18 protein-coding genes are annotated in these 22,450 nt (G+C 68.1%); 13 read left to right on the plus strand and 5 right to left on the minus strand.

The genetic code is table 11. From position 1 onward, the window contains the following. Positions 1-66 precede the first annotated feature (66 nt). The 9 genes from FV218_RS17025 to rpmG all read left to right on the plus strand — a co-directional run bounded on the left by FV218_RS17025 (position 67) and on the right by rpmG (position 11,993). The gene (locus FV218_RS17025) at positions 67-693 is read left to right on the plus strand and encodes a hypothetical protein (RefSeq protein WP_147710846.1); all 627 of its coding nucleotides are present in this window, start codon (positions 67-69) and stop codon (positions 691-693) included. A gap of 160 nt (positions 694-853) precedes the next feature. Further along, positions 854-2,920, plus strand: a complete 2,067-nt coding sequence (locus FV218_RS17030; RefSeq protein ID WP_056097262.1) for a carbon starvation CstA family protein — start codon at positions 854-856, stop codon at positions 2,918-2,920. Positions 2,921-2,925: 5 nt separating this feature from the next. Continuing rightward, on the plus strand, positions 2,926-3,150 hold the full coding sequence (locus tag FV218_RS17035) for a YbdD/YjiX family protein (RefSeq protein WP_056097260.1): 225 nt from the start codon (positions 2,926-2,928) through the stop codon (positions 3,148-3,150). Between the two features lie 266 nt (positions 3,151-3,416). Continuing rightward, complete coding sequence (locus tag FV218_RS17040; RefSeq protein ID WP_246685158.1) at positions 3,417-4,670, plus strand: DUF898 family protein; 1,254 nt, start codon at positions 3,417-3,419, stop codon at positions 4,668-4,670. Between the two features lie 31 nt (positions 4,671-4,701). Beyond that, on the plus strand, positions 4,702-5,796 hold the full coding sequence (locus FV218_RS17045) for a M48 family metallopeptidase (protein ID WP_147710848.1): 1,095 nt from the start codon (positions 4,702-4,704) through the stop codon (positions 5,794-5,796). 160 nt (positions 5,797-5,956) lie between these two features. Further along, positions 5,957-9,184 carry an efflux RND transporter permease subunit gene (locus FV218_RS23260; protein WP_246685159.1) on the plus strand — a complete coding sequence of 1,076 codons (3,228 nt, stop codon included), beginning with the start codon at positions 5,957-5,959 and terminating at the stop codon, positions 9,182-9,184. After that, positions 9,181-10,458, plus strand: a complete 1,278-nt coding sequence (locus FV218_RS17050) for an efflux RND transporter periplasmic adaptor subunit (RefSeq protein ID WP_246685160.1) — start codon at positions 9,181-9,183, stop codon at positions 10,456-10,458. The genes FV218_RS23260 and FV218_RS17050 overlap by 4 nt, the downstream gene beginning before the upstream one ends. An 88-nt stretch (positions 10,459-10,546) precedes the next feature. Beyond that, entirely contained in the window at positions 10,547-11,719 is a 1,173-nt protein-coding gene (locus tag FV218_RS17055) for an MFS transporter (RefSeq protein ID WP_147710850.1), read from the plus strand. 106 nt (positions 11,720-11,825) lie between these two features. Further along, positions 11,826-11,993 (plus strand): 50S ribosomal protein L33, encoded by a 168-nt coding sequence (gene rpmG / locus FV218_RS17060; protein WP_018044575.1) that lies wholly within the window; start codon positions 11,826-11,828, stop codon positions 11,991-11,993. 71 nt (positions 11,994-12,064) lie between these two features. On the opposite strand, the gene FV218_RS17065 is transcribed toward rpmG, so the two are convergent. Both FV218_RS17065 and FV218_RS17070 read right to left on the minus strand, forming a co-directional pair. Further along, complete coding sequence (locus FV218_RS17065) at positions 12,065-12,508, minus strand: type II toxin-antitoxin system MqsA family antitoxin (protein ID WP_147710851.1); 444 nt, start codon at positions 12,506-12,508, stop codon at positions 12,065-12,067. Next, entirely contained in the window at positions 12,501-12,815 is a 315-nt protein-coding gene (locus tag FV218_RS17070; RefSeq protein WP_147710852.1) for a type II toxin-antitoxin system MqsR family toxin, read from the minus strand. Before FV218_RS17070 ends, FV218_RS17065 begins: the two co-directional genes overlap by 8 nt. A gap of 238 nt (positions 12,816-13,053) precedes the next feature. On the opposite strand from FV218_RS17070, the gene gor reads away from it, so the two are divergent. The 4 genes from gor to FV218_RS17090 all read left to right on the plus strand — a co-directional run bounded on the left by gor (position 13,054) and on the right by FV218_RS17090 (position 18,711). Further along, entirely contained in the window at positions 13,054-14,439 is a 1,386-nt protein-coding gene (gor, locus tag FV218_RS17075; protein ID WP_147710853.1) for a glutathione-disulfide reductase, read from the plus strand. Between the two features lie 88 nt (positions 14,440-14,527). Then, on the plus strand, positions 14,528-16,819 hold the full coding sequence (locus tag FV218_RS17080; protein ID WP_056097298.1) for an FdhF/YdeP family oxidoreductase: 2,292 nt from the start codon (positions 14,528-14,530) through the stop codon (positions 16,817-16,819). A gap of 65 nt (positions 16,820-16,884) precedes the next feature. Beyond that, positions 16,885-17,184, plus strand: coding sequence for an RNA polymerase sigma factor region1.1 domain-containing protein (locus FV218_RS17085; protein ID WP_056097244.1), 300 nt, complete (start codon positions 16,885-16,887; stop codon positions 17,182-17,184). A gap of 126 nt (positions 17,185-17,310) precedes the next feature. Next, positions 17,311-18,711 (plus strand): 3-deoxy-7-phosphoheptulonate synthase class II, encoded by a 1,401-nt coding sequence (locus FV218_RS17090; protein ID WP_056097242.1) that lies wholly within the window; start codon positions 17,311-17,313, stop codon positions 18,709-18,711. A 247-nt stretch (positions 18,712-18,958) separates the two neighbouring features. Here the strand turns inward: FV218_RS17090 and FV218_RS17095 are convergent, their stop codons facing one another. From FV218_RS17095 to rnr, 3 genes are all read right to left on the minus strand, one after another. Beyond that, positions 18,959-19,696: an NUDIX domain-containing protein gene (locus FV218_RS17095; RefSeq protein WP_056097240.1), complete on the minus strand. Its 738-nt coding sequence runs from the start codon at positions 19,694-19,696 to the stop codon at positions 18,959-18,961. After that, complete coding sequence (locus tag FV218_RS17100; protein WP_056097238.1) at positions 19,656-20,132, minus strand: DUF983 domain-containing protein; 477 nt, start codon at positions 20,130-20,132, stop codon at positions 19,656-19,658. Before FV218_RS17100 ends, FV218_RS17095 begins: the two co-directional genes overlap by 41 nt. A 45-nt stretch (positions 20,133-20,177) precedes the next feature. Continuing rightward, on the minus strand, positions 20,178-22,450 hold a 2,273-nt coding region (gene rnr, locus FV218_RS17105; RefSeq protein ID WP_246685161.1), incomplete at its 5' end, for a ribonuclease R.

Genomic DNA, 22,450 nt, shown 5'->3' on the forward strand with positions numbered 1-22,450 from the left:
GGGGCTTCGGAGACGGCGGCGGATTCTCCGGCGGGGGCGGCTCGTCGGGCGGCGGAGGAGCTTCGGGTGACTGGTGAGCCGATTCTGGGCCGGGACGCGCGTGCGCGGATCGCCGAGGCCGTCCGCCGCGCGGAAGCGGCGACGTCGGGCGAGATCGTCGTTCTGGTTGCGGCCCGTGCGGGTACGTACCGCTCGGCCCCCCTGCTGTTCGCCCTGGCCTGCGGTCTTCTCGCGCCCTGGCCCCTGATCCTGCTGACGCCGTGGAGCGCCGTCTCCATCGCCCTCGCCCAGGCCTGCATCGTCCTGGCCGCCCTCGCGGCCGGCCTGCACCCGCGCGCGCGGATGGGTCTGGTGCCGCGCGCGATCCGGCGGGCCCGGGCGCACGAGGCGGCCCGGCGCGAGTTCTGCTCGCGCGGTCTGTCCCGCACGCCGGACCGCACGGGCGTCCTGATCTATCTCGCCCGTGCCGAGGGGCATGCCGAGATCGTGGCCGATGCGGGCGTCGCCGCACGGGTCCCGGCCGCCGCCTGGGAGGCGGCCATCGCCGCGCTCCTGGCGGCCCTGCGCCGGGGCGAGATGGAGGCCGGCCTCGTCGCCGCCGTCGAGCGCGTCGGGGCTATCCTCGCCGCCGAACTGCCCGACCGTGACGGCGGCCTCGATCTTCTCCCCGACCGGGTGATCGTCGTCGACTGACTCCGCCGCCGCGGCCGGAGGGGGTGACACTTCGCAAACGGTGACACTTGGCAAATGATGTCCGCCGATTGCGCGAGACGTCTGGCCCTCGTTGGCAAATTGCGTAACAAGGGGGCTTGACGATCTGCCAGCAAGGACAGGTCGCGGGAGCGAGACGTCGATGAGTGCGATCACCAAGCATGGGCCATGGGCCCTCGTTGGAGCGTTGGGCGCCGCCGCCCTCGCCATCGTAGCCACCACCCGGGGCGAAACGGTCAACGCCCTCTGGATCGTCGTGGCGGCGGTCTGCACCTACCTGATCGCCTACCGCTACTACTCGCTCTTCATCTCCACGAAGGTCATGCGCCTGGACGACCGGCGCCAGACCCCGGCCCACGTTCACAACGACGGGCTCGATTACGTCCCCACCAACCGCAACGTGCTGTTCGGGCACCATTTCGCCGCCATCGCGGGCGCCGGGCCCCTGGTCGGCCCCGTCCTCGCCGCGCAGATGGGCTACCTGCCGGGCCTGCTCTGGATTCTCGCGGGCGTCGTGCTCGCGGGTGCCGTGCAGGACTTCATGATCCTGTTCATCTCCATGCGCCGCGACGGCCGCTCCCTCGGTGAGCTGATCCGCGCCGAGCTCGGGACCATTCCGGGCGTCATCGCCCTGTTCGGCACCTTCATGATCATGGTGATCCTGCTCGCCGTCCTGGCGATGATCGTCGTGAAAGCCCTGGCTGAAAGCCCGTGGGGCACCTTCACCGTCGCGGCGACGATCCCGATCGCCATGATGATGGGCCTCTATGCCCGCTACATCCGCCCCGGCAAGGTCGGCGAGGTCTCGATTCTCGGCTTCGTGCTGCTGATGCTCGCCATCGTCTACGGCGGCAACGTCGCGGCCGATCCGTACTGGGGGCCGTTCTTCACCTTCACCGGCACCCAGCTCACCTGGATGCTCATCGGCTACGGCTTCGTCGCCTCGATCCTGCCGGTCTGGCTGCTCCTCGCCCCGCGCGACTACCTCTCGACCTTCCTCAAGATCGGCACCATCGTCGGCCTCGCGCTGGGCATCGTCTACGTCGCCCCGCACATGAAGATGCCGGCGGTGACCAAGTTCGTCGACGGCAGCGGGCCGGTCTGGGCCGGAACGCTGTTTCCGTTCCTGTTCATCACCATCGCGTGCGGCGCGGTGTCGGGCTTCCACGCCCTGATCTCGTCCGGCACCACGCCGAAGCTCATCGAACGCGAGTCGGACGCCCGGTTCATCGGCTACGGCGGCATGCTCATGGAGAGCTTCGTGGCGGTGATGGCCCTGGTCTCCGCCAGCGTCATCGAGCCCGGCATCTACTTCACCATGAACTCGCCGGCCGGCCTCGTCGGCACCACGCCCGAAAGCGCCGCCGCCGCGGTGACGAAGCTCGATCCGGCCTTCGCGATCACGGCGGAGCAGATCGCCCAGACCGCCGTCGATGTCGGCGAGCACTCGATCATCTCCCGCGCCGGCGGCGCGCCGACGCTTGCCGTCGGCATGGCCCACATCATCTCCTCGGCCATCGGCGGCAAGACGATGATGGCGTTCTGGTACCACTTCGCCATCCTGTTCGAGGCTTTGTTCATCCTGACCGCCGTGGATGCGGGCACGCGGGCCGGCCGCTTCATGCTGCAGGATCTCCTCGGGCTGATCTCGCCGACGTTCAAGGACACCACGGCCTGGGCGCCCAGCATCCTGGCCACCGCCCTCTGCGTCGGCGCCTGGGGCTACTTCCTGTACCAGGGCGTCACCGATCCCCTCGGCGGCATCTACACCCTGTGGCCGCTGTTCGGCATCTCGAACCAGATGCTGGCCGCCGTCGCCCTGACGCTCGCCACGGTGGTGATCTTCAAGATGAAGCGCGAGCGCTACGCCTTCGTCACGATCATCCCCACCGTGTGGCTGTGCATCTGCACCCTCACCGCCGGCTGGCAGAAGATTTTTTCGGCCGACCCGAAGATCGGCTTCCTGTCCCACGCCGACCGGTTCTCGGCGGCGATCGCCGAAGGCAAGGTGCTGGCACCGGCCAAGAACATGGCCGACATGCACAAGATCGTCTTCAACGACCGGATCGACGCGGCCCTCGCGGTGATGTTCGTCGGGCTCGTCGTGGCCATCGGCGTCTTCGGTATCAAGGCCTGCGTGAAGGCCTATCGTGCCGACCGCTGGACCGCCCTGGAAAGCGGCGGCCCCGCCGCGGTCGCTGCGGAGTAAGCACCATGGCGCTGTCGTCGATGGAATTGCGGGACCGCCTCAAGACCTTCTCGAAATGCGTCTGCGACGGCGCCCGCCTCATGGTGGGGCAGGGCGATTACGAAGCCTATGCTAGCCATATCCGCCGCACCCATGCGGACCAGGAGCCCATGAGCGAGCGGGAGTTTTTTCGCAATCGCGAGAATGCCCGCTTCGGGGTGGGGAACCGCAACGGGTTTCGCTGCTGCTAGGGAGACTGCCGGCGTGACCGCTCGGCGGCCCGGCCCGAGACATGGTTTCGAGCATCGTTCGATGGCGCCGGCCTGATCCTTTCAGGTCGGCGCCTCTCGTTTCGATCCTCTGAAAAGTCAGCCAACTTACAACCAAAACGTGAAAAATCTCGATCGGTACACGCGAAACTATAGCCAGATCGCCCGACGAAGCTTAAGCCTATCGCGATGGCTCTACGGACGACGTTGATATGGCTACGTGTACCGATACTGAAGACGCTCTCGCGGTGCGCAGAACACACGTTCAGTTCGATCGCAACCTTGTAGGTCTCGACCGGATCGTTATTCGTGGTGCGCTCCTGTCGATGGTTACGTTCGGCGTGTACCGATTCTGGTATATGACTGAACTGCGGCGATTCTTCTGGTCGCGCACCCTGATTGCTGGAAGTCCTGCGCAGTACACCGGGCGCGGCAGAGAGTTATTCATCGGATTTCTGATCGCGACGGCGGTCTTCCTGCCGATCTACCTTGCAATCTGGATCGCCGCGCTCTCGTTTCCCGAAATCGCTGATTTCAGCACGCTCCTGCTCGTTGTCGTCCTGTACCCCCTCGTCCAATACGCAAAGTACCGCGGGCGTCGTTACCGGACATCGCGCACGTCGTGGCGCGGCATACGCCTGAGCCAGGACGGCTCGGCGCGCATCTATATGAGCAAGTCGGTCGGGTGGACGATGCTGTCCCTGGCGACCTTCGGCTTGGCCTACCCGTTCATGCGCGCGAGCCTCGAGCGCTATCGCATCGACCATACGTTGGTCGGCACGAGCCGGATGAGTTCCGCGATCGACGGATGGGTCCTGGTCAAGCCGTGGCTGATCTTCCACCTGTTTTCCATAACCCCCGTCATCGTGGCGGCGATCGCATTTCTCATCGCAACGGATTTCACCATCCCGCGCGATCTCTTCGTGCCTGATCTCGCTGGCCCTCCCGGAAAGTTGACGATCAACGAGGATTACATCGAAACCAACGTTGTTTTCTCAGCCGCGATTCTCCTGGTGACCGTGTTGATCTGCTTGTTGCTGGCGATCTCGCTCGGTCCATTCTACCGGGCGAAGGAATTGAAAGCGTTCCTGAACGCGGTGAGACTCGGTGAGTGTCGTCTGGAGTCGAGGCTCAAAGCGCGCACGATTTATGCAGCCTACAGCTGGTACGCGCTCGCCTTCGCGGGCTTTGTCGGTCTTCTCCTCGGGATCACATCGGTGGTCCGACCCGCGTTGACTCAGGTGGGCGGCTATACGCCGACGCAATCGATCACCCTGGCGCTTCTCGTCCTCGCCTACCTGGCGGGCGCCTTTCTCCTGAACCTGCTCTACGTGAGGGTCATTCAGATCCGACTCTGGCGCGCGGTCGCCGAAACGACCGCGATCGAAAACGGGGACGTCCTGGAGGGAATTACGGCATCGAGACATCGCGTGGCCGGCGCCCTGGACGAGGGGCTGAGCGATGCGATGGGCGTCGGGAGTGCCTTGGAGGCAGGGCTCTGATGCGCGGGCCCGTTAATGCGGGCAGCGCGCCGTGACGGCCCCTCCGACGGCGAGGGGCGCCTATTTCGATGGCTTCGAGGCCAGGGCACATCCCGTCACCCTGCATCTGTCCGACCATCTCGAAATCGTCGGACCGGATCTGTACCTCCGTTGGAATCCGGTGGATCTCGTCGCGGACGATGCATCGGCGCCCCTGTTGCGCGTCGGCCCGCGCTTCAAACAAGACCGGGTGGAAATCCAGGACGCGGCGTTCGGTGCCGCGCTGACGGCCCGGTGTCCCGGCCTCCGTCGCGGCGCCACGACGGCGAAGGGAGCCGGTCTGCGGCTCGTCGTCTGGTCGGTCGCCGCGGCGATCGTCGCATTTGCGATGGCGCTCTACGGGATTCCGGCACTCGCCTCCCGCCTGGCACCGCTGGTGCCGTTCTTCATCGAGGCACAGTTGGGTGAGGCGGTCGACCGACACGTCCGCTACCTCCTCGACTACCCTCCGCCCTGCGACGATCCCAGCGGACGCGCGAGCCTCGATCGTCTCGTCGCGCAGCTCGCCCGGGACGGCGGCCTGCCGGAGGGGGTCCAGATCTCCGTCCGGCAGCATGACAGCGCCAACGCCTTCGCGCTTCCCGGTCGACGGGTCATCCTAATGTCCGCCCTGATTGACGTCGCGCGGACGCCGGATGAGCTCGCGGCCGTGCTGGCCCACGAATTCGGACACGTGGCCGTTCGCGATCCCATGCGCGCGCTGATCGCCGCCAGCGGCACGTCGATCCTCCTCAGTCTCGTCATCGGCGACCTGTCCGGGTCTACGGTCCTGATCGGATTGGGGCAGGCCACCCTTGCGGCCGGTTACAGCCGCGATGCCGAGAGCGCCGCCGATGCCTACGCGGTGAGATTGCTGCAACGCGCGGGCGGCGATGCCTCGGCCCTGGCCACGATCCTCGAGCGCCTCGATGGAGAAGCGGATTCCTCGGCCCTGGGCATTCTCCGCAGCCATCCCTTCGCGAACGAGCGCGCCCGCACCATCCGCGCCCTCGCGGGACAGGCGCCGTCCGCCGGGCTCCTGAGCGACGAGGAGTGGAAAGCCCTCAAAAGCATCTGCGAGGTCGGATACGGGATATCGCAGCAGTAACCGCGCGCCGCCGACGTCCAACGTGCCCGACCATGCGGTGAGAAAGCATCGCGTACGTCATTCAGAAACAAAGTCTTGCGAGACCCTGTGCGGCGCGGCGCCACGGCTGCGTCGTGCACTCAACTGTGCGACCACCTGAGCGCACGGTTTCGGAGACGGCATGGGTCTCGTTCAATACGCGCTGAAGTTCCGGATCACGATCTACGTGCTCGCCGTGCTGATGATGCTCGGCGGGGCGGCGGCCGTGGTGGTGGCGCCGAAGGACGTGCTGCCCACAGTGGACATTCCGGTGGTCGTGGTGGTGTGGACCTATAACGGCCTCTCCACCTCCGAGATGGAGCGGCGCATCACCACCTACGCCGAGTTCTCGCTCTCCAACAACGTCAACAACATCGCCCGGATGGAATCGACCACCCTGCAGGGGACGGCGATCCAGAAGATCTACTTCGACGGCAGCGTGAGCATCGATCTCGCCATCGCGCAGACCGTTTCGGCGATGAACTCCATCCGCGCGACCATGCCGCCCGGCGTTCAGCCGCCCATCGTCCTGCGGTTCTCGGCCTCGTCCGTGCCGGTGATCCAGCTTTCCCTCGCCTCCGACCGCGAGAGCCTGACCAAGGTCTACGACTACGCCCAGTACCGCATCCGCCAGCGCCTGACCCAGGTGCCGGGCTCGACCCTGCCGTCGCCCTTCGGCGGCACGCCGCGCCAGATCATGGTCGATCTCGACCTCCAGGCGCTCCAGGCCCTCGGGCTCACGGCCCTCGACGTCACCAACGCGGTCACCGCCCAGAACCTCACGGTGCCCTCTGGGTTGGCCAAGATCGGCGAGCAGCAATATCCGGTACAGCTCAACGCCTCGCCGGACGCCATCGACGCCCTCAACCAGATCCCCATCCGGGTCGTGGGCGGCCAGCCGATCCTCGTGCGCGATGTCGCCCATGTCCGCGACGGCGGTCCGCCGCAGGTCAACATCGTGCGCGCCGACGGCGTGCACTCGGTGCTGATGCGGATCTTCAAGAACGGCACCGCCTCGACCCTCGATGTCGTCAACAACGTCAAGAAGGCCCTGCCCGACATCCGGGCCGCCGCGCCGGAGGGCATGACCCTCAAGCCGCTGTTCGATCAGTCGGTCTTCGTCTCGGCCGCCATCGAGGGGGTGATCCACGAGGCGGTGATCGCGGCGGCCCTCACCGGGCTTACCATCCTGCTGTTCCTCGGCTCGTGGCGCTCCACCATCGTGGTGCTGGTCTCGATCCCGCTCTCGATCCTGACCTCCCTGGCGATCCTCGCCGCCCTCGGCGAGACCATCAACGTCATGACGCTCGGCGGCCTGGCGCTCGCGGTCGGCATCCTCGTCGACGACGCGACGGTGGCCATCGAGAACACCTACCGGCTGTTCGAGGAGGGCGAACCGTTCCGCAAGTCCGTGGTCGAGGGGGCCGCCGGCATCGCCAAGCCCGCCCTCATCTCGACCCTGTCGATCTGCGCCGCCTTCGTGTCGGTCTTCGCCCTCACCGACACCCCGAAATACCTGTTCACGCCCCAGGCGCTCGCGGTCGTGTTCGCGATGCTGACCTCCTACGTCCTGTCGCGCACCCTCGTGCCGGTGCTCATCGACGTGCTGGTGGCGCGCGAATACGCCGAGCGCCACGGCGACGGGGTCGAACCGCCGCGCCGGGGCCGCATCGGTCGTGCCCTCGGATGGCTCGGCCGTCCGGTCCTGCACCTCGCCGGCTGGGTCCGGCACGGCTTCGAGGCGCGCTTCACCCGCTTCCACCGCGGCTATGTCGGGCTCCTGCACGTGGTGCTGCGCCGCCGGATCGTGACGCTGGCCGTGGTCGGCGCCGTACTGGCGGGCTCGGCCGGCCTCTTCACCTTCGTCGGCCAGGATTACTTCCCGCAGGTGGCGTCGAGTCAGATGACCCTGCACCTGCGCACCCGCCCCGGCATGCGCATCGAGACGGCGGAGCAGGTCTTCGCCGACGTGTCGCGGGTGGTGCGCGAGGTGATTCCCGAAGGCGAGATCGACCAGATCCTCGACAATATCGGCCTGCCGTCGAACAACTACAACTTCGCCTTCTCGGACGGCTCGTTCGTCGCCTACAACGACGGCCAGATGCTCATCAATCTGAAGGAGGGCCACGGGTCGGTGGCGGACTACACCAAGCGCCTGCGCGAGACCCTGCGCGAGCGTTTCCCCGACGTGGTGTTCTACTTCCAGCCTTCCGACATCATCACCCAGATCCTCAACTTCGGCACCCTCGCGCAGATCGACATCCAGGTGTCGGGCCGCAACACCGCCAATGATCTGGAGGTCGCTCAAAACATCGTCCGCCGCCTCAAGGCGGTTTCCGGTGCCGTGGACGTCCATCTCCATCAGATCGTCGGCACGCCGCAATTCTTCGTCGACGTCGACCGCAAGCTCGCTTCGGAACTCGGCCTGACCCAGCAGCAGATCGCCCAGGGCCTGAACGTGTCCCTGTCCGGCTCGTTTCAGGTGACGCCGAACTTCTGGACGGACCCGAAGACCGGCATCCCCTACCAGCTCTGGGTCCAGACGCCGGAATTCCGCAACGACTCCCTCAACGCCCTCGAGAACACGCCGCTCCTCGTCCAGGGCGGTCCGGAGGCGCCGGGCGTCCTGACCCTGCTCTCCAGCGTCTCGACCATGCGGCGCGAGGGCGCCCAGACGGTGATCAACCACGTCAACACCCAGCCGACCTTCAACATCTACGCGGCGGTGCAGGATTCCGACCTCGGCTCGGTGGCGCGCGAAATCCGCACCATCGTGGCGGAGGAGCAGAAGGGCCTGCCGGCCCCCGACAAGATCACCGTCCGGGGGCAGATCGAGAACATGCAATCGGCCTTCACCCGCCTTCAGGTCGGCCTCGCCATCGCGCTGGTGGCCGTCTACCTGCTGATGGCGGTGAATTTCCAGAGCTGGGGCGACCCGTTCGTGGTCCTGGCGGCCCTGCCGCTCGCCTTCTGCGGAATCGTCGCCAGCCTGTTCATCACCGGCACGACGATCTCGATTCCGTCGCTGTTCGGGGCGATCATGTCGGTCGGCATCGCATCGGCCAATTCGATCCTGCTCGTCACCTTCGCCAAGGAGCACCGCGAGGCTACGGGATGCGGCGCGGCCGAGGCGGCGCTGCTCGCCGGCGAGACCCGCCTGCGCCCGGTGCTGATGACGGCGGGGGCCATGTTCCTCGGCCTCATCCCCATGGCTCTGGGCACGGGGGAGGGCGGCGAGCAGAACGCGGCGCTGGCCCGTGCCGTGATGGGGGGCATCGCCGTCGGTACGCCCTCGACGCTGCTGTTCGTGCCGTTCCTCTACGCGCTCCTGCGTCGGGGCGAGGTTCGGCCCCTGGAGGATTACGCGTGACGCACAGCCCCCGCGACCCCTCCGACGTGCCCCCGCCGCCGCGGGCCGGTCCGTTCGTCCTCGTCGGCCTCGGGGTCGCCGGGCTCCTGGCCTGGGGCGGCTACGGCCAGTGGCAGCAGCGCGCCGCCGCCGCAGAAACCCAGCGCAGAATCGAAACCCACGTGCCGCGCCTGCGCACGGCGACCGTGGAGCGGGCGGACAAGCCCATGGAGCTCACCCTGCCGGGCCAGACCGACGCCTTCGCCCGGGCCGCGCTCTACGCCCGCGCCACCGGCTACATCGCCGAGCGCCGGGTCGATATCGGGTCCCGCGTGCGAAAAGGGGATATCCTCCTGCGCATCGCCGCCCCCGACCTCGATCAGCAGCTGGCCCAGGCCGAGGCCCAGGTCGGGCAGCTCGAGGCGCAGCTCCTTCAGGCCCGCTCCATGGTCGATCAGGCCAAGGCCAACGTGAATCTCGCCAACGTCACCAATTCCCGCACCTCGACGCTCGCCGGCCAGGGCTGGGCCTCGAAGCAGAACGCCGACAATTCCCAGGCGAGCGTGCTGAGCCAGACGGCGACCCTCGCCTCCGCCCAGGCCGGCGTGAAGGTGGCCGAGGCCAACATCAAGGCGCAGACCGCCACCGTCGACCGGCTGAAGGCGCTGACGGGCTTCAAGGACATCGTCGCCCCCTTCGACGGGGTCATCACCACCCGCGGCGTCGACGTCGGCGACCTCGTCCACGCCGACGGCACCGGCACGGCGCTGCTCAGCATGGACCGCGACGACGTCCTGCGTGTCTCCGTCAACGTGCCGCAAAGCGCGGCGTCGGCCATCCGCGAGGGGCTCGACGCGGTGGTGCGGGTGCCGCAGATGCCCAACCGGGTGTTCTCCGGCAAGGTCGAGCGCAGCTCCGTTGCCCTGCTCCTGTCGTCGCGCACCCTCACGACCCAGGTCGACGTGCCGAACGCCGATCTGGCCCTGCGCGCCGGCCTCTACGTCTCCGTGACCTTCCGGGTGCCGCGCACCCAATCCATCGCGGTGATCCCGGCCGAGGCCCTGGTGTTCAACCAGCGCGGCACCCAGGTCGCCATCGCGGGCGATGACGGACAGGCACGCTGGCGCAATGTCCACATCCAGCGTGACCTCGGCACGGTCCTGGAGATCGACCGGGGCCTGGAGGGCGGCGAGCAGATCGTGCTCAGCCCGCCGGCGGACCTTCGCGACGGCCAGAAGATCGAGCGGCAGGTCCCCAAGACCGACGACAAGCCGGTGACGGCGGCGGCGCGCTGATACGGGCGGTTGCGCTGGCGCGTTGCGGGGGCGAGAAAGCCGGCCCGGAGCCGCCGCGCGGCTCGCTCAGGACGTGTCCTTGCCCGCCATGCTCGTTCAGACCCCGTCGGCGCCGGACGACCGGGCCCGCGTCGCGTCCATCGCCGCCGCCATCGTCTGTGTCGCCGTCGTCGGCATCGGCCTCAGCCTCACGATCCCGCTCTTGTCCCTCGAAATGGCCAGGATGGGCGCGTCCAGCACCCTCATCGGCATCAACACCGCCGTCGCCGGCCTCGCCAGCATCCTGACGGTGCCGTACGTGCCGCGGGTCGCCGCGCGCATCGGCGTGGTCCGCCTGCTGATCCTGGCCCTGGGCCTCGGCGCGCTCATGCTCACGGGCTTCAAGGTGTTCCAGGACATCGCCTGGTGGTTTCCCCTGCGCTTCGTGTTCTCGGCGACCCTCGGCGCCCTGTTCGTCCTCTCCGAGTTCTGGATCAGCGAGGCCGCCCCGCCGGCCCGGCGCGGCCTGGTGATGGGCATCTACGCAACCGTGCTGGCCCTCGGGTTCGCCGTCGGCCCGACCCTGCTCGCCCTCCTCGGCACGGAGGGCTACGCGCCCTACCTCGCCGGCTCGGCCCTGTTCCTCGTCGCCATGGTGCCCCTGCTGCTCGCGCGCGGCCTGTCACCCGAGATCGGGCAGGGCGGCAGCCGCTCGATCCTCGCCTATCTCCGCCTCGCGCCTGCCGCGACGGGCGCCGCCCTGGTCTACGGCGCCGTGGAGACGGGTGGGTTCGCCATCTTGCCTCTCTACGGCCTGCGGCTGGGCTACGACGCGCAGACGGCGGCCGGCCTCGTCTCCGCCCTGGCGCTGGGCAACGTCCTGTTCCAGATCCCGGTCGGCTGGCTCGCCGACCGCATCGACCGGCGCATCGTGCTCCTGGCCTCGGCCCTGTGCGGCGCGCTGGGCTCGATCCTGATTCCCGTGGCCTCGACCTCGTTCCTGGCGCTGGTGGTTCTGCTCTTCGTCTGGGGCGGCCTCGCCGGCACCCTCTACACCGTGGGGCTGGCCCAGCTCGGCGCCAGCGTGCGCGGGTCGGAACTCGCCGGGGCCAACGCCGCCTTCGTGCTGCTCTACAATGTCGGCCTCATGGTTGGCCCTCCGATCATCGGCGGCGGCATGGATCTGGTGCCGCCCCAGGGCTTTGCCTACAGCCTGTGCGCCCTGTTCCTCGCCTATGCGGGCGTCGTGGCCTGGCGCCTGCAAGGCTATCCCCGGCCTTGACGAAACGTGATCCATGGGGCAATCACGCGCCGGTATTCAGCCGGCTGCCGCCGGCCCTTTTGCGTTTCGCTGATGCGGAATGCCGCCATCACAGGAGCGCCGCGCCATGGCCAAGGCCGTCACCGTTAAAGTCAAGCTGATCTCGACCGCCGACACGGGCTACTTCTACGTTACGAAGAAGAACTCCCGCACGCAGACCGAGAAGCTTTCCATGAAGAAGTACGACCCCGTCGTGCGCAAGCACGTCGACTTCAAGGAAACCAAGATCAAGTAGGCCGCCGCTTCAGCGCACCGGCCATCGGGCCGCTTCCCCACACGGGGAGGCGGCCTTTTTGTTGGACGCTGTCACGGCATCTTCCACGGCATCTTGGCCTCGCGTTTGCTCGCTTCGGCCGCCATCTGCTCCACTTCTTCCGGGTGGCGTGAAACGACGCGTAGAAGATTCGTCATGACGCGACTCGTGGAAGTCTCGCCGCTTTCGTACTTCTGGAATGCCCGAAGGCCTCCGCCGAAGATCTCGCCCGCCTTGGCCTGCGACAGCCCGAGTGTCTTGCGCAGCCGAGCCACCTCGGCCGGCGTCGCCAGATTTTCCACTGTGGCTTTCAGGGTCGCGAGTTCGCGGTCCGATATCTTCATATCCGCACGGGTGAAGATGCTCTCGCCGCTGCCGTCGCAGTACCAACCGGGCATGTCGAAGGTCCGCACGCTGCCCTTGTAGTGCAGCGTGAAAGGGCGCGTGTCGCGAAACATCACCTGCCCGGAGACGGGGCAGACGGGTGCTTCAGTCATTGTTCTTTTCCTTGAATGACAGCAGCAAAAACTCGGTGACGACGTCCGCGCGGAACTTGATGTAGAGGACGCCGATCGATGACGGGACATGATAGACGTCCTGCCACTCCCGCGGATTGGCATGGGACGTCACGGATTTCTGAAAGTGCTTTCGCTCCAGCATTTGAACGATCCGTACCATGTCGTTTGAACCGACCCCGAGGGCCGCAGCCGTTCGCACGGCGGACCCGGCCGCGCTGAATTTGGGTGATCGCGCCCAAGCCCGGAAGGCGTGCAAATCGTAGGTCGGTTTGCGCTTTTCGGACATCTCGATTTTGCACCATGATGGTGTCGTTTCAAGGTCTGCGTTCAAGCGGGCGGACCCGACAGGTCTGCATGCACCGGCCTTGTGCCCAACGGTAGCACACGTAAAGCGTGTAGGGCCGGCTCGGCTGTTTTAGGGTCACGTGGCGCATGGTTGTCACGCCCAGGCGGCCTGCGGTTGAAGCCGCCGACCGTTCGGGCCATGGAGGGCGACGCTTCGTATGGCTATCGGGACGCGCCTCATGACTCAGGACTTCGACGTCGATCTGTTCGTCATCGGCGGCGGCTCCGGCGGCGTGCGGGCCGCGCGGATCGCGGCGGGCTATGGTGCGCGGGTCCAGCTCGCCGAGGAGTACCGGGTCGGGGGCACCTGCGTGATCCGCGGCTGCGTCCCGAAGAAGCTCATGGTCTACGCGGGCCGGTTCCGCGACGAGTTCGAGGATGCCGCCGGCTTCGGCTGGACCGTGCCCGAGCCGCGGTTCGACTGGCGCGTCCTGAAAGCCCGGCGCGACGCCGAGGTCGGCCGTCTGGAGGGCATCTACGGCACTAATCTGGGCAAGGCCGGAGTCGCGATCGTGCCCGAGCGCGCGGTGATCGAGGATGCCCATACGGTGCGCCTCGTCGCTTCCGGGCGGCGGGTCCGGGCGAAGGTGATCCTCGTCGCGGTCGGCGCCCATCCGGTGAAGCTGCCGGAGGTGCCCGGCTGCGAACTCGCCATCACCTCCAACGAGGTGTTCGATCTGGAGACCATGCCCGAGCGCATCCTCGTCGTCGGCGGCGGCTACATCGCCGTGGAGTTCGCCGGCGTGTTCGCGGCTTTGGGCGCCCGCACCACCCTAGCGCATCGCGGCGACCGGCTCCTGCGCGGCTTCGACGACGAGATCCGCGATGCCCTCGACGAGGCCTACGCCAAGCGCATGGACCTACGCCTCGGCACCAGCGTCGAGCGCCTGGAGCGCGTCGCGGGCGGCCTCGCCGTGACCCTGAGCGACGGGACGACCCTGGAGGTCGATCAGGTCCTCTACGCCACCGGCCGGAGACCGAAGGTCGAGGGCCTTGGGCTCGACGCCGTCGGGATCACCCTCGACGGGGCCGGCGCGATCCCCGTCGATGCGTTCTCGCAGACCCGCGTTCCGTCGATCTACGCGGTCGGCGACGTCACCAACCGGGCGGCGCTGACCCCCATCGCCATCCGCGAGGGACACGCCTTCGCCGACACGGTGTTCGGGGACAAATCCTGGGCCGTCGATCACGACCTCATCCCCACGGCCGTGTTCTCGACGCCCGAGATCGGCGTCGTCGGCCACAACGAGAACACGGCGCGGGAGCGCTACGGCAAGATCGACGTCTACCGGTCGAGCTTCCGCCCGATGAAGGCGACCCTGTCGGGCCGCGACGAGAAGGTCCTGATGAAGGTCATCGTCGATTGCGCCAGCGACCGGGTCGTGGGCGTCCACATCCTCGGGCACGACGCCGGCGAGATCATCCAGGCGGTCGGCATCGCCGTGACCATGGGGGCCACCAAGGCGGATTTCGACCGCACCATCGCGGTCCACCCCACGGCCGGCGAGGAACTCGTCACCATGCGCACGCCCGTGGTCACCAAGCGCCCGGAGGGGGTCGGCTAGCGCGCACCGTCGCAGGCGGGAACAGGGCGGCTGCGGAGCCGGTTGCCGAGGGAGCACTCGCCTGACCGGACCCCCCATGACCGACAAGATGGCCGACCCGAAAATCGAACCCTATACCGGTCCGGCGGGTGGCTGGGGCTCCGCGGCGTCGCTGGCCGAAATCCTCCTGCGCGAGGAAATCCCGGCTTCGGGTGCAGCGCTTCTCCTGAAGCAGAACAAGCCCGACGGCTTCATGTGCACGTCCTGCGCGTGGTCGAAGCCGAAAAAGCCTGCCGCCTTCGAGTATTGCGAGAACGGCGCCAAGGCGACCGTCTGGGAGCAGACCACCAAGCGCGTCGGCCCGGATTTCTTCGCGACGCATACGGTCACTGACCTCCTGGGCTGGAGCGACTACGCCCTCGAGGAGAAGGGCCGCCTCACCCATCCCCTGCGCTACGATCCGGCGACCGACCGCTACGTTCCGGTGGAATGGGCCGACGCCTTCGCGGAGATCGGCCGCGAGCTGCGCGCCTTGGAGCCGAAATCGGTGGTCTGCTACGCCTCGGGCCGGGCATCCCTCGAGACATCGTACATGTACGCGCTGTTCGCCCGGCTCTACGGCAACAACAACCTGCCCGACTCGTCCAACATGTGCCACGAGCCGACCTCGGTCGGGTTGAAAGCCTCCATCGGCTCGGCCGTGGGCACCACTGTGCTGGAGGATTTCGAGTCCACCGACCTGATTCTGTTCTTCGGCCAGAACGTCGGCTCCAATTCGCCGCGCATGCTCCATCCCCTGCAGGATGCGCGCAAGCGCCGGGTGCCGATCATCACCTTCAACCCCCTGCGCGAGCGCGGCCTGGAGCGCTTCACCAACCCGCAATCGCCCGTCGAGATGGTGACCCGCAGCGAGACCCGGATCTCGACGCAGTACCATCAGGTCAAGGCGGGCGGGGACATCGCCGCCATGACCGGCATGTGCAAGGCCCTGTTCGCCGACGACGACGCGGCCAGGGCGGTCGGCCGGCCGCGCCTCCTCGACGTGGCCTTCATCGAGGAACACACCCACGGGATCGACGCGTTCAAGGCCTATTGCGAGGCGCAGGACTGGGCCGCTCTGGTGGCGCGGTCCGGCCTGACCCGGGAGGCCATCGAGTCCGCCGCCACGGTCTATGGCCGGGCCCGCGCGGTCATGGGCATCTACGGCATGGGCCTGACCCAGCACCGAAAGGGCACCGAATCGGTGCAGATGCTGGTCAACCTCATGCTCCTGCGCGGCAATGTCGGACGCCCCGGCGCCGGCCTCTGCCCCGTGCGCGGCCACTCCAACGTTCAGGGCCAGCGCACGGTGGGCATCACCGAGAAGCCCGAACTCGCACCCCTCGACACCCTCGCGGCGCAGTACGGCTTCGCGCCGCCCCGGGAAAAGGGCCTCAACACCGTCGAGGCCTGCGAAGGCATCCTCGACGGTTCGGTGAAGGCGTTCCTCTCCCTCGGCGGCAACTTCGTGCGCGCCATCCCCGATACGGTGCGGATGGAAGTGGCGTGGCGGCGCATGCGCCTCACCGTGCAGATCTCGACGAAGCTCAACCGCTCCCACCTCGTCAACGGCGCGGTGGCCTACATCCTGCCGTGCCTCGGCCGCATCGAGATCGACGCGCAGGCGAGCGGTCCCCAGGCCGTGTCCATGGAGGACTCGACGTCGTGCTTCCACGGCTCACGCGGGTTCACCAAGCCCGTGAGCGCCCAGGCCCGGTCCGAGCCGTGGATCGTCGCCGAACTCGCCAAGGCGACGCTGCCCCCCAATCCGAAGGTGACCTGGGACGCCTGGGTCGGCGACTATGCCAAGGTGCGCGACGCCATCGAGGCGACCTATCCGAACGTGTTCCACGACCTCAACGGCCGGATGTTCGATCCGGGCGGCCTGCACAAGCCGATCCCGGCGCGGGAACGCCGATGGGAGACCGAGACCGGCCGGGCCAACTTCACCGTGCCGGAGGGCCTCGACGAGGACCCGGACATGCCGGCGCGGGGCCCCGACATCCTAGACCTCATCACGCTGCGCTCAAACGATCAGTTCAATACGACGATCTACGGCTATGACGACCGCTTTCGCGGCGTGAAGGGCACGCGCACCATCCTGTTCATGAATGCCGCCGACATGGCGCGCATCGGGGTGCGCGACGGCGAGACGGTGGACCTCTCGACGCCGTCCGACGACGGCATCGATCGCTCGGTGAAGGGCCTGCGGGTGATCCAGTACGACATTCCGCCGGGCAATTGCGGCGGCTACTATCCTGAGCTGAACCCCCTGATTCCCCTGTGGCACCACGACGAACAGTCGAAGACCCCGGCGGCCAAGGCGATCCCCGTCCGGGTCGTGCCGGCCGCTGCGCGTTGAGGCCCGCGCGCACCTGACGTCACTTCGCCCCTCGACGCGCGGCTTCTCCGACCCATAACAGCCCCATGGAACAGCACGACGACGCGCACGATCGCCGTCAGGTGATCATCGACCGGATGCTGGCGGAGGCGCTGCATCCCGTCGACGACTATCGCCTGCCGAGCCACGATGCCCTGCCGCCCGATATGCGCAAGGCGGTGGACGCCCTCCTGGCCAAGGCGGAGGCCCAGCGCGTCCGCCGCCTCACCTACGAGGATCTGGAGGAGGCCCTGCCGCCGCGGGACGTCACGTCGGAGGATCTGGAGGCGATCTTCTGGATCCTGTCGGAGCACGGCATCGCCATCGAGGACGGCGACGTCGCCTGAGCGGAAAGCAGGTCAGCCCGGTGGTTCCCCGCACTCGCCTCTGCGGTCAAACCCCTCTATAAGCCGCGCTTTCCGCAACGCATCCTGCATTACGGAAAGCCGGCCGAGGGGTGGCGGGAGACAATCATGGGCGAGCGTTGGACACCGAAGACGGGTTGGTCGCCGAAATCTTGGCGCAACCTGCCGATCCAGCAGGTGCCGGCTTATCCGGATGCCGCCGCCCTCGAAGCGGTCGAGGCCCAGCTCGCGAGCTTTCCGCCCCTGGTCTTCGCCGGTGAAGCCCGCAAGCTGAAATCGGCCCTTGCCCGCGTCTCGACGGGCGAAGCCTTCCTGCTTCAGGGCGGCGATTGCGCCGAGAGCTTCGACGAGCATTCGGCCGACAACATCCGCGATTTCTTCCGCGTGTTCCTGCAGATGGCCCTGGTCCTCACCTTCGCGGGCGGCTCGCCCGTGGTGAAGGTCGGGCGCATCGCCGGACAGTTCGCCAAGCCGCGCTCGTCGCCGACCGAGACCCTGGGTGGGGTGAGCCTGCCGAGCTACCGCGGCGACATCGTCAACGGCCTCACCTTCACGGAGGAGGCGCGCATCCCCGATCCGCGCCGGCAGCTCGAGGCCTACCGCCAGTCGGCCGCGACTCTCAATCTGCTGCGCGCCTTCGCGACGGGCGGCTACGCCAACCTCGAGAACTCGCATCGCTGGATGCTGGGTTTCGTGAAGGATTCGCCGCAATCCGCGCGCTACGCCGATTGCGCCGAGCGGATGACCGAGACCCTCGACTTCATGCGCGCCATCGGGATCAATCCCGAGACGCACCAGGAGGTCCGCACCACGGACTTCTACACCAGCCACGAGGCCCTGCTGCTCGGCTACGAGGAGGCGCTGACCCGCGTCGATTCCACGAGCGGCGACTGGTACGCCACCTCGGGCCACATGCTGTGGATCGGCGACCGCACCCGGCAGGCCGATCACGCCCATATCGAGTACGCGCGCGGCATCAGGAACCCCATCGGTCTGAAGTGCGGACCGTCGATGACGGCCGAGGGCCTGATCGGGCTCATCGACCAGCTCAACCCGGCCAACGAGGCCGGGCGCCTGACCTTGATCTGCCGCTTCGGCGCCGACAAGGTCGGCGACCACCTGCCGGGCCTGATCCGGGCGGTGGAGCGCGAGGGCCGCAAGGTGGTGTGGGTGTGCGATCCCATGCACGGCAACACCATCTCGGCCGGCGGCTACAAGACCCGTCCGTTCGAGCGGGTGATGCAGGAGATCGAGAGCTTCTTCGGCATCCACCGGGCCGAGGGCACCATCGCGGGCGGCATCCACCTGGAGATGACCGGCAAGGACGTCACCGAGTGCACGGGCGGCGCCCGCGCGCTGACCGCCGACGACCTGCAGGACCGCTACCACACCTACTGCGATCCGCGTCTCAACGCGGAGCAGGCCTTGGAAGTCGCGTTCCTCACCGCCGAATTGGTGAAACGCGAACGCGCCGAGATCGAGCGTCCCCGTCTCGACGCGGCGGAGTAAAGAAAAGGCCCCGCCGAGCGGGGCCTTTTTTGTTTCTCATCCGGGATTAGATCACTGGCGCGAAGAACGCCTAGTGCAACCAGCCGGTGAAGAAATAAATGATCAGGATGATCGGCAAGGGAATGCCGATGAGCCAAAGCAAACCGCCCTTCAACATGACGCAGCTCCCGTGGAGACATTTGCCTTCCAACGGGCCGGGTCCGGAATCGGTTCCTGAACGTCTGGCGATCGGCCGGGGATCACCGTTTCAAAGCACCTCCCGCTGCCCCTTGCCCCGGCGCTCGTAGTAGAACGGAATCGGCAGGTAGGGGGCGAGGTTGCCCGCGACCTGGGCCTCGACGTCGGTGAGCACGAGGCCAGTGATGCGCGGCAGGTCGAGGCTGCGCGCCTCCGCGAAGGTCACCCAGGCGAGTTCCACCAGTTCCGAATCCGGCGTGACCACGCCGGCGGTCTCGCCCGCCACGGCCCTGCGGTCGACGGCGAAGAAGCGGGTGTCGAACCGGCGAGGCCGTCCCGGCGGGGTGATGGCGCGGGCGACGAGATGCAAGGCTTCGAGGTCCGGCATGATGCCGGCCTCGCGAAAAGCCTCCCAGACACCCTCGGGTGCGGAGTCCGGCGGCCCGTACTCGCGGGTGCCGAGCATCAGCCCGGTCTCCTCGTAGGTCTCGCGGATGGCGGCCAGGGCCAGAGCGCGACCGAGATGGTGCGAGGCGCGCGGCACCTGCGCGGCGAGGGCGTCCGTGGCCCGGGCCGAGAGGGCGCCGGCCACGGGCATGTGCCGGTCGCCCGGCTCGATGCGGCCGCCGGGAAACACGAACTTGCCCGGCATGAAGGCGAGGCCCGGATGGCGCCGCCCCATCAGGAGCTTCGGAGTCTTCTTCGCGCGGTCGAGGATGATCAGGGTGGCGGCGTTGCGGGGCCGAAGGGCGGCCTTCTTCGTCGGGTCAGGCGGGGTCGAGGCCGGGGCGAGTGTCGCTGGGTCCACGCTGACGATCCTCCGGACGCGACACGGCCGCGCTCGGCCCGACGGGTAGCGTGGCGAAGCCCCCCATGCCAAGGGCGTATTGCAGGCCGACGACGGCGCCCTTCACCGGCTGGAGCAGGGCGAGCGCCGAGGCGAGGGTGACGAGGGGCCAGAAGCTGAGCTGGAACCACAGCGGCACGGTGTAATTCGTCTCGAGCTCGAGGATGAAGTACCCGACGATGTGGCCGACGATGAAGATCACCACGTAGGGCGGCAGGTCGTCGGCGCGGTGGCTGTGCAGGGCGAGGCCGCAGGACTCGCAGTCCGGCCGCACCTTGAGGAAGCGCCCGAAGATCCGGCCTTCGCCGCAATGGGGGCAGCGGCCGACGAAGCCCCGTGCCATGGACTTCACGAGGCCATGGCGTTCGGCCGGTAGGGTCTCGACGCGCGCGGTCATGGCGGTGTCCGTCCTGTTCGTCATATCCCTCCTATACCACCCGCCTCAGCGGCGCGACCCGCGGTGGCGCGACCCGGCGTTGCGGATGCCGGGGGGACGGCCCGGCGCGCCGGCCCTGCGGGCGGTACGGGGTTTATCGCCCGGCGAGGACCGCTCGAGCCGGGACCGGCCTTCCGACAGAAGTTCGAACCGAAGCGCCCCGGCCACGGCGGCGGCCTCGACGAGGCGGACCTCGACGCGGTCGCCGAGGCGATGGGTCTCGCCCGAGCGTTCGCCGACGAGGGCATGCCGGCCCTCGTCGTGCCGGTAGAAGTCGGCGCCGATGGTCGAGATCGGGACGAAGCCGTCCGCCCCGGTCTCGTCGAGCTTGATGAACAGCCCCGAGCGGGTCACCCCCGAGATCTGCCCGGTGAAGGTGGCGCCGACCCGGTCGGCGAGGTGGTGGGCGATGAGCCGGTCGATGGTCTCGCGCTCGGCCGCCATGGCCCGGCGCTCCGCCGCCGAGATCTGCTCGCCGATCTGGTCGAGCATGCCCACGGTGACCTCCGAGGACAGGCCGTCGCGTCCGAGGCGGCAGGCCGCGATCAGGGCGCGGTGGACGATGAGGTCGGCGTAGCGCCGGATCGGCGAGGTGAAGTGGGCGTAGCGGCGCAGGTTCAGGCCGAAATGCCCGAGGTTCTGTGCGGCGTAGATCGCCTGGGCCTGGGAGCGCAGCACCACCTCGTTGATGAAGATCGCGTGCTCGGTCTCGGCCACGGACCCGAGGATGCGGTTGAACAGGGCGGGCCGGAGTTTGGCTTCCTGGGGGATCTTGATGCCGACGGAGGCGAGCACTTCGCCGAGGGCGCGCATCTTCTCCAGGGCGGGCTCGTCGTGGACCCGGTAGATCAGGGGCTGCTTGGCCTGCTCAAGGGTCTCGGCGGCGGCGACGTTCGCCTGGATCATGAACTCCTCGATGAGCCGGTGCGCGTCGAGGCGCGCCGGCACGACGACGCGGTCCACGGCGCCGTCGGCCGTGAGCAGCACCTTGCGCTCCGGCAGATCGAGGGCGAGGGGACCGCGTTCGTCACGCGCGGTCTTCAGGGCCTCGTAGGCGGCCCAGAGCGGTCGCAGGACCGGCTCCAGGAGGGGCGCGGTGGTCTCATCGGTGAACCCGTCGATGGCCGCCTGGGCCTGGGCGTAGGACAGCTTCGCCCGCGAGCGCATCATCACTCGGTGGAAGCTGTGGCGGCGCTTCGTGCCATCGGCGGTGACGACCATGCGGACGGCGAGAGCCGGGCGGTCCTCGTTCTGGCGAAGCGAACACAGGTCATTGGAGATGCGCTCGGGCAGCATCGGCACCACCCGGTCGGGGAAGTAGACCGAATTGCCGCGCATGAGGGCCTCGCGGTCCAGCGCCGAGCCGGGCCGGACATAGGCCGCGACATCGGCAATGGCGACGGTGACGACGAACCCGCCCGCATTGGCGGGATCGGGGTCGGGGATCGCCATCACGGCATCGTCGTGGTCCTTGGCGTCGGGCGGGTCGATGGTCAGCAGCGGCTCGGCGCGCCAATCCTCGCGCCCCTCGACGCCGGCGGCCTCCACGGCATCGGCCTCGGCGAGCGTCGTGGCGGCGAAGACGTGGGGGATGTGGTGGAGATGCAGCGCGATGAGGCTCACGGCCTTTTCGGAGCCGAGGGACCCGAGGCGTTCCTTGACCCGGCCCTGGGGCAGGCCGAACTGGGTCTCGCGCTGGAGGGTGACGCTGACGAGGTCGCCGTCGCGCGCCTCGCCCTCTTCGCCGACCGGGATCGCGATCTCGCGCCCCTGCGCCCGCTTCTCCACGGGGATGATGCGGCCCCCCTCCTTGCCGGCGCGGTAGACGCCGATGATCTCGGCCTTGTTCTTGCCGACGACCTTGATGACCCGGCCCGAATAGCGCCCGGTCTCGCCCTCCGTCGGCTCGACGCGCAGGAGCACCCGGTCGTTGATCCCGGGCGCGGCGAGGCCCGGCTTGCGGCCGGGGCGCGGTGCGATCACCGAAATCTTCGGGGGCGGACCCTTCGCCTGGTCCCACTCGACGGGAACAGCCAAAAAGTCGCCGTCGCGGTCGCGAGACTTGATGTCGGCCAGCACCACCGCCGGCAGGCGTCCGGCCTCCGTCAGGCCGCCCTTGCCCCGCTCGATGGCACCGTCCTCCTCGATCTCCTTCAGGATGCGCTTGAGGCCGATGCGATCGGCGCCCTTGATGGCGAACGCCGCCGCAATCTCGCGCTTGCCGACCTTCTCCGTCGCCGAGGCGATGAAGGCGAGGATCTCTTCGCGGGAGGGGAGGG

Origin of the sequence: Methylobacterium sp. WL69 (assembly GCF_008039485.1) — a bacterium.
GTDB lineage: Bacteria > Pseudomonadota > Alphaproteobacteria > Rhizobiales > Beijerinckiaceae > Methylobacterium.

What these genes read in the sequence shown, in the direction of transcription:
- FV218_RS17030 (WP_056097262.1), top strand. Translation starts at nt 854, where the DNA reads ATGAGTGCGATCACCAAGCATGGGCCATGGGCCCTCGTTGGAGCGTTG.
- FV218_RS17035 (WP_056097260.1), top strand. Translation starts at nt 2,926, where the DNA reads ATGGCGCTGTCGTCGATGGAATTGCGGGACCGCCTCAAGACCTTCTCG.
- FV218_RS23260 (WP_246685159.1), top strand. Translation starts at nt 5,957, where the DNA reads ATGGGTCTCGTTCAATACGCGCTGAAGTTCCGGATCACGATCTACGTG.
- FV218_RS17055 (WP_147710850.1), top strand. Translation starts at nt 10,547, where the DNA reads ATGCTCGTTCAGACCCCGTCGGCGCCGGACGACCGGGCCCGCGTCGCG.
- rpmG (WP_018044575.1), top strand. Translation starts at nt 11,826, where the DNA reads ATGGCCAAGGCCGTCACCGTTAAAGTCAAGCTGATCTCGACCGCCGAC.
- FV218_RS17065 (WP_147710851.1), bottom strand. Translation starts at nt 12,508, where the DNA reads ATGACTGAAGCACCCGTCTGCCCCGTCTCCGGGCAGGTGATGTTTCGC.
- FV218_RS17070 (WP_147710852.1), bottom strand. Translation starts at nt 12,815, where the DNA reads ATGTCCGAAAAGCGCAAACCGACCTACGATTTGCACGCCTTCCGGGCT.
- gor (WP_147710853.1), top strand. Translation starts at nt 13,054, where the DNA reads ATGACTCAGGACTTCGACGTCGATCTGTTCGTCATCGGCGGCGGCTCC.
- FV218_RS17080 (WP_056097298.1), top strand. Translation starts at nt 14,528, where the DNA reads ATGGCCGACCCGAAAATCGAACCCTATACCGGTCCGGCGGGTGGCTGG.
- FV218_RS17085 (WP_056097244.1), top strand. Translation starts at nt 16,885, where the DNA reads ATGGAACAGCACGACGACGCGCACGATCGCCGTCAGGTGATCATCGAC.
- FV218_RS17090 (WP_056097242.1), top strand. Translation starts at nt 17,311, where the DNA reads ATGGGCGAGCGTTGGACACCGAAGACGGGTTGGTCGCCGAAATCTTGG.
- FV218_RS17100 (WP_056097238.1), bottom strand. Translation starts at nt 20,132, where the DNA reads ATGACCGCGCGCGTCGAGACCCTACCGGCCGAACGCCATGGCCTCGTG.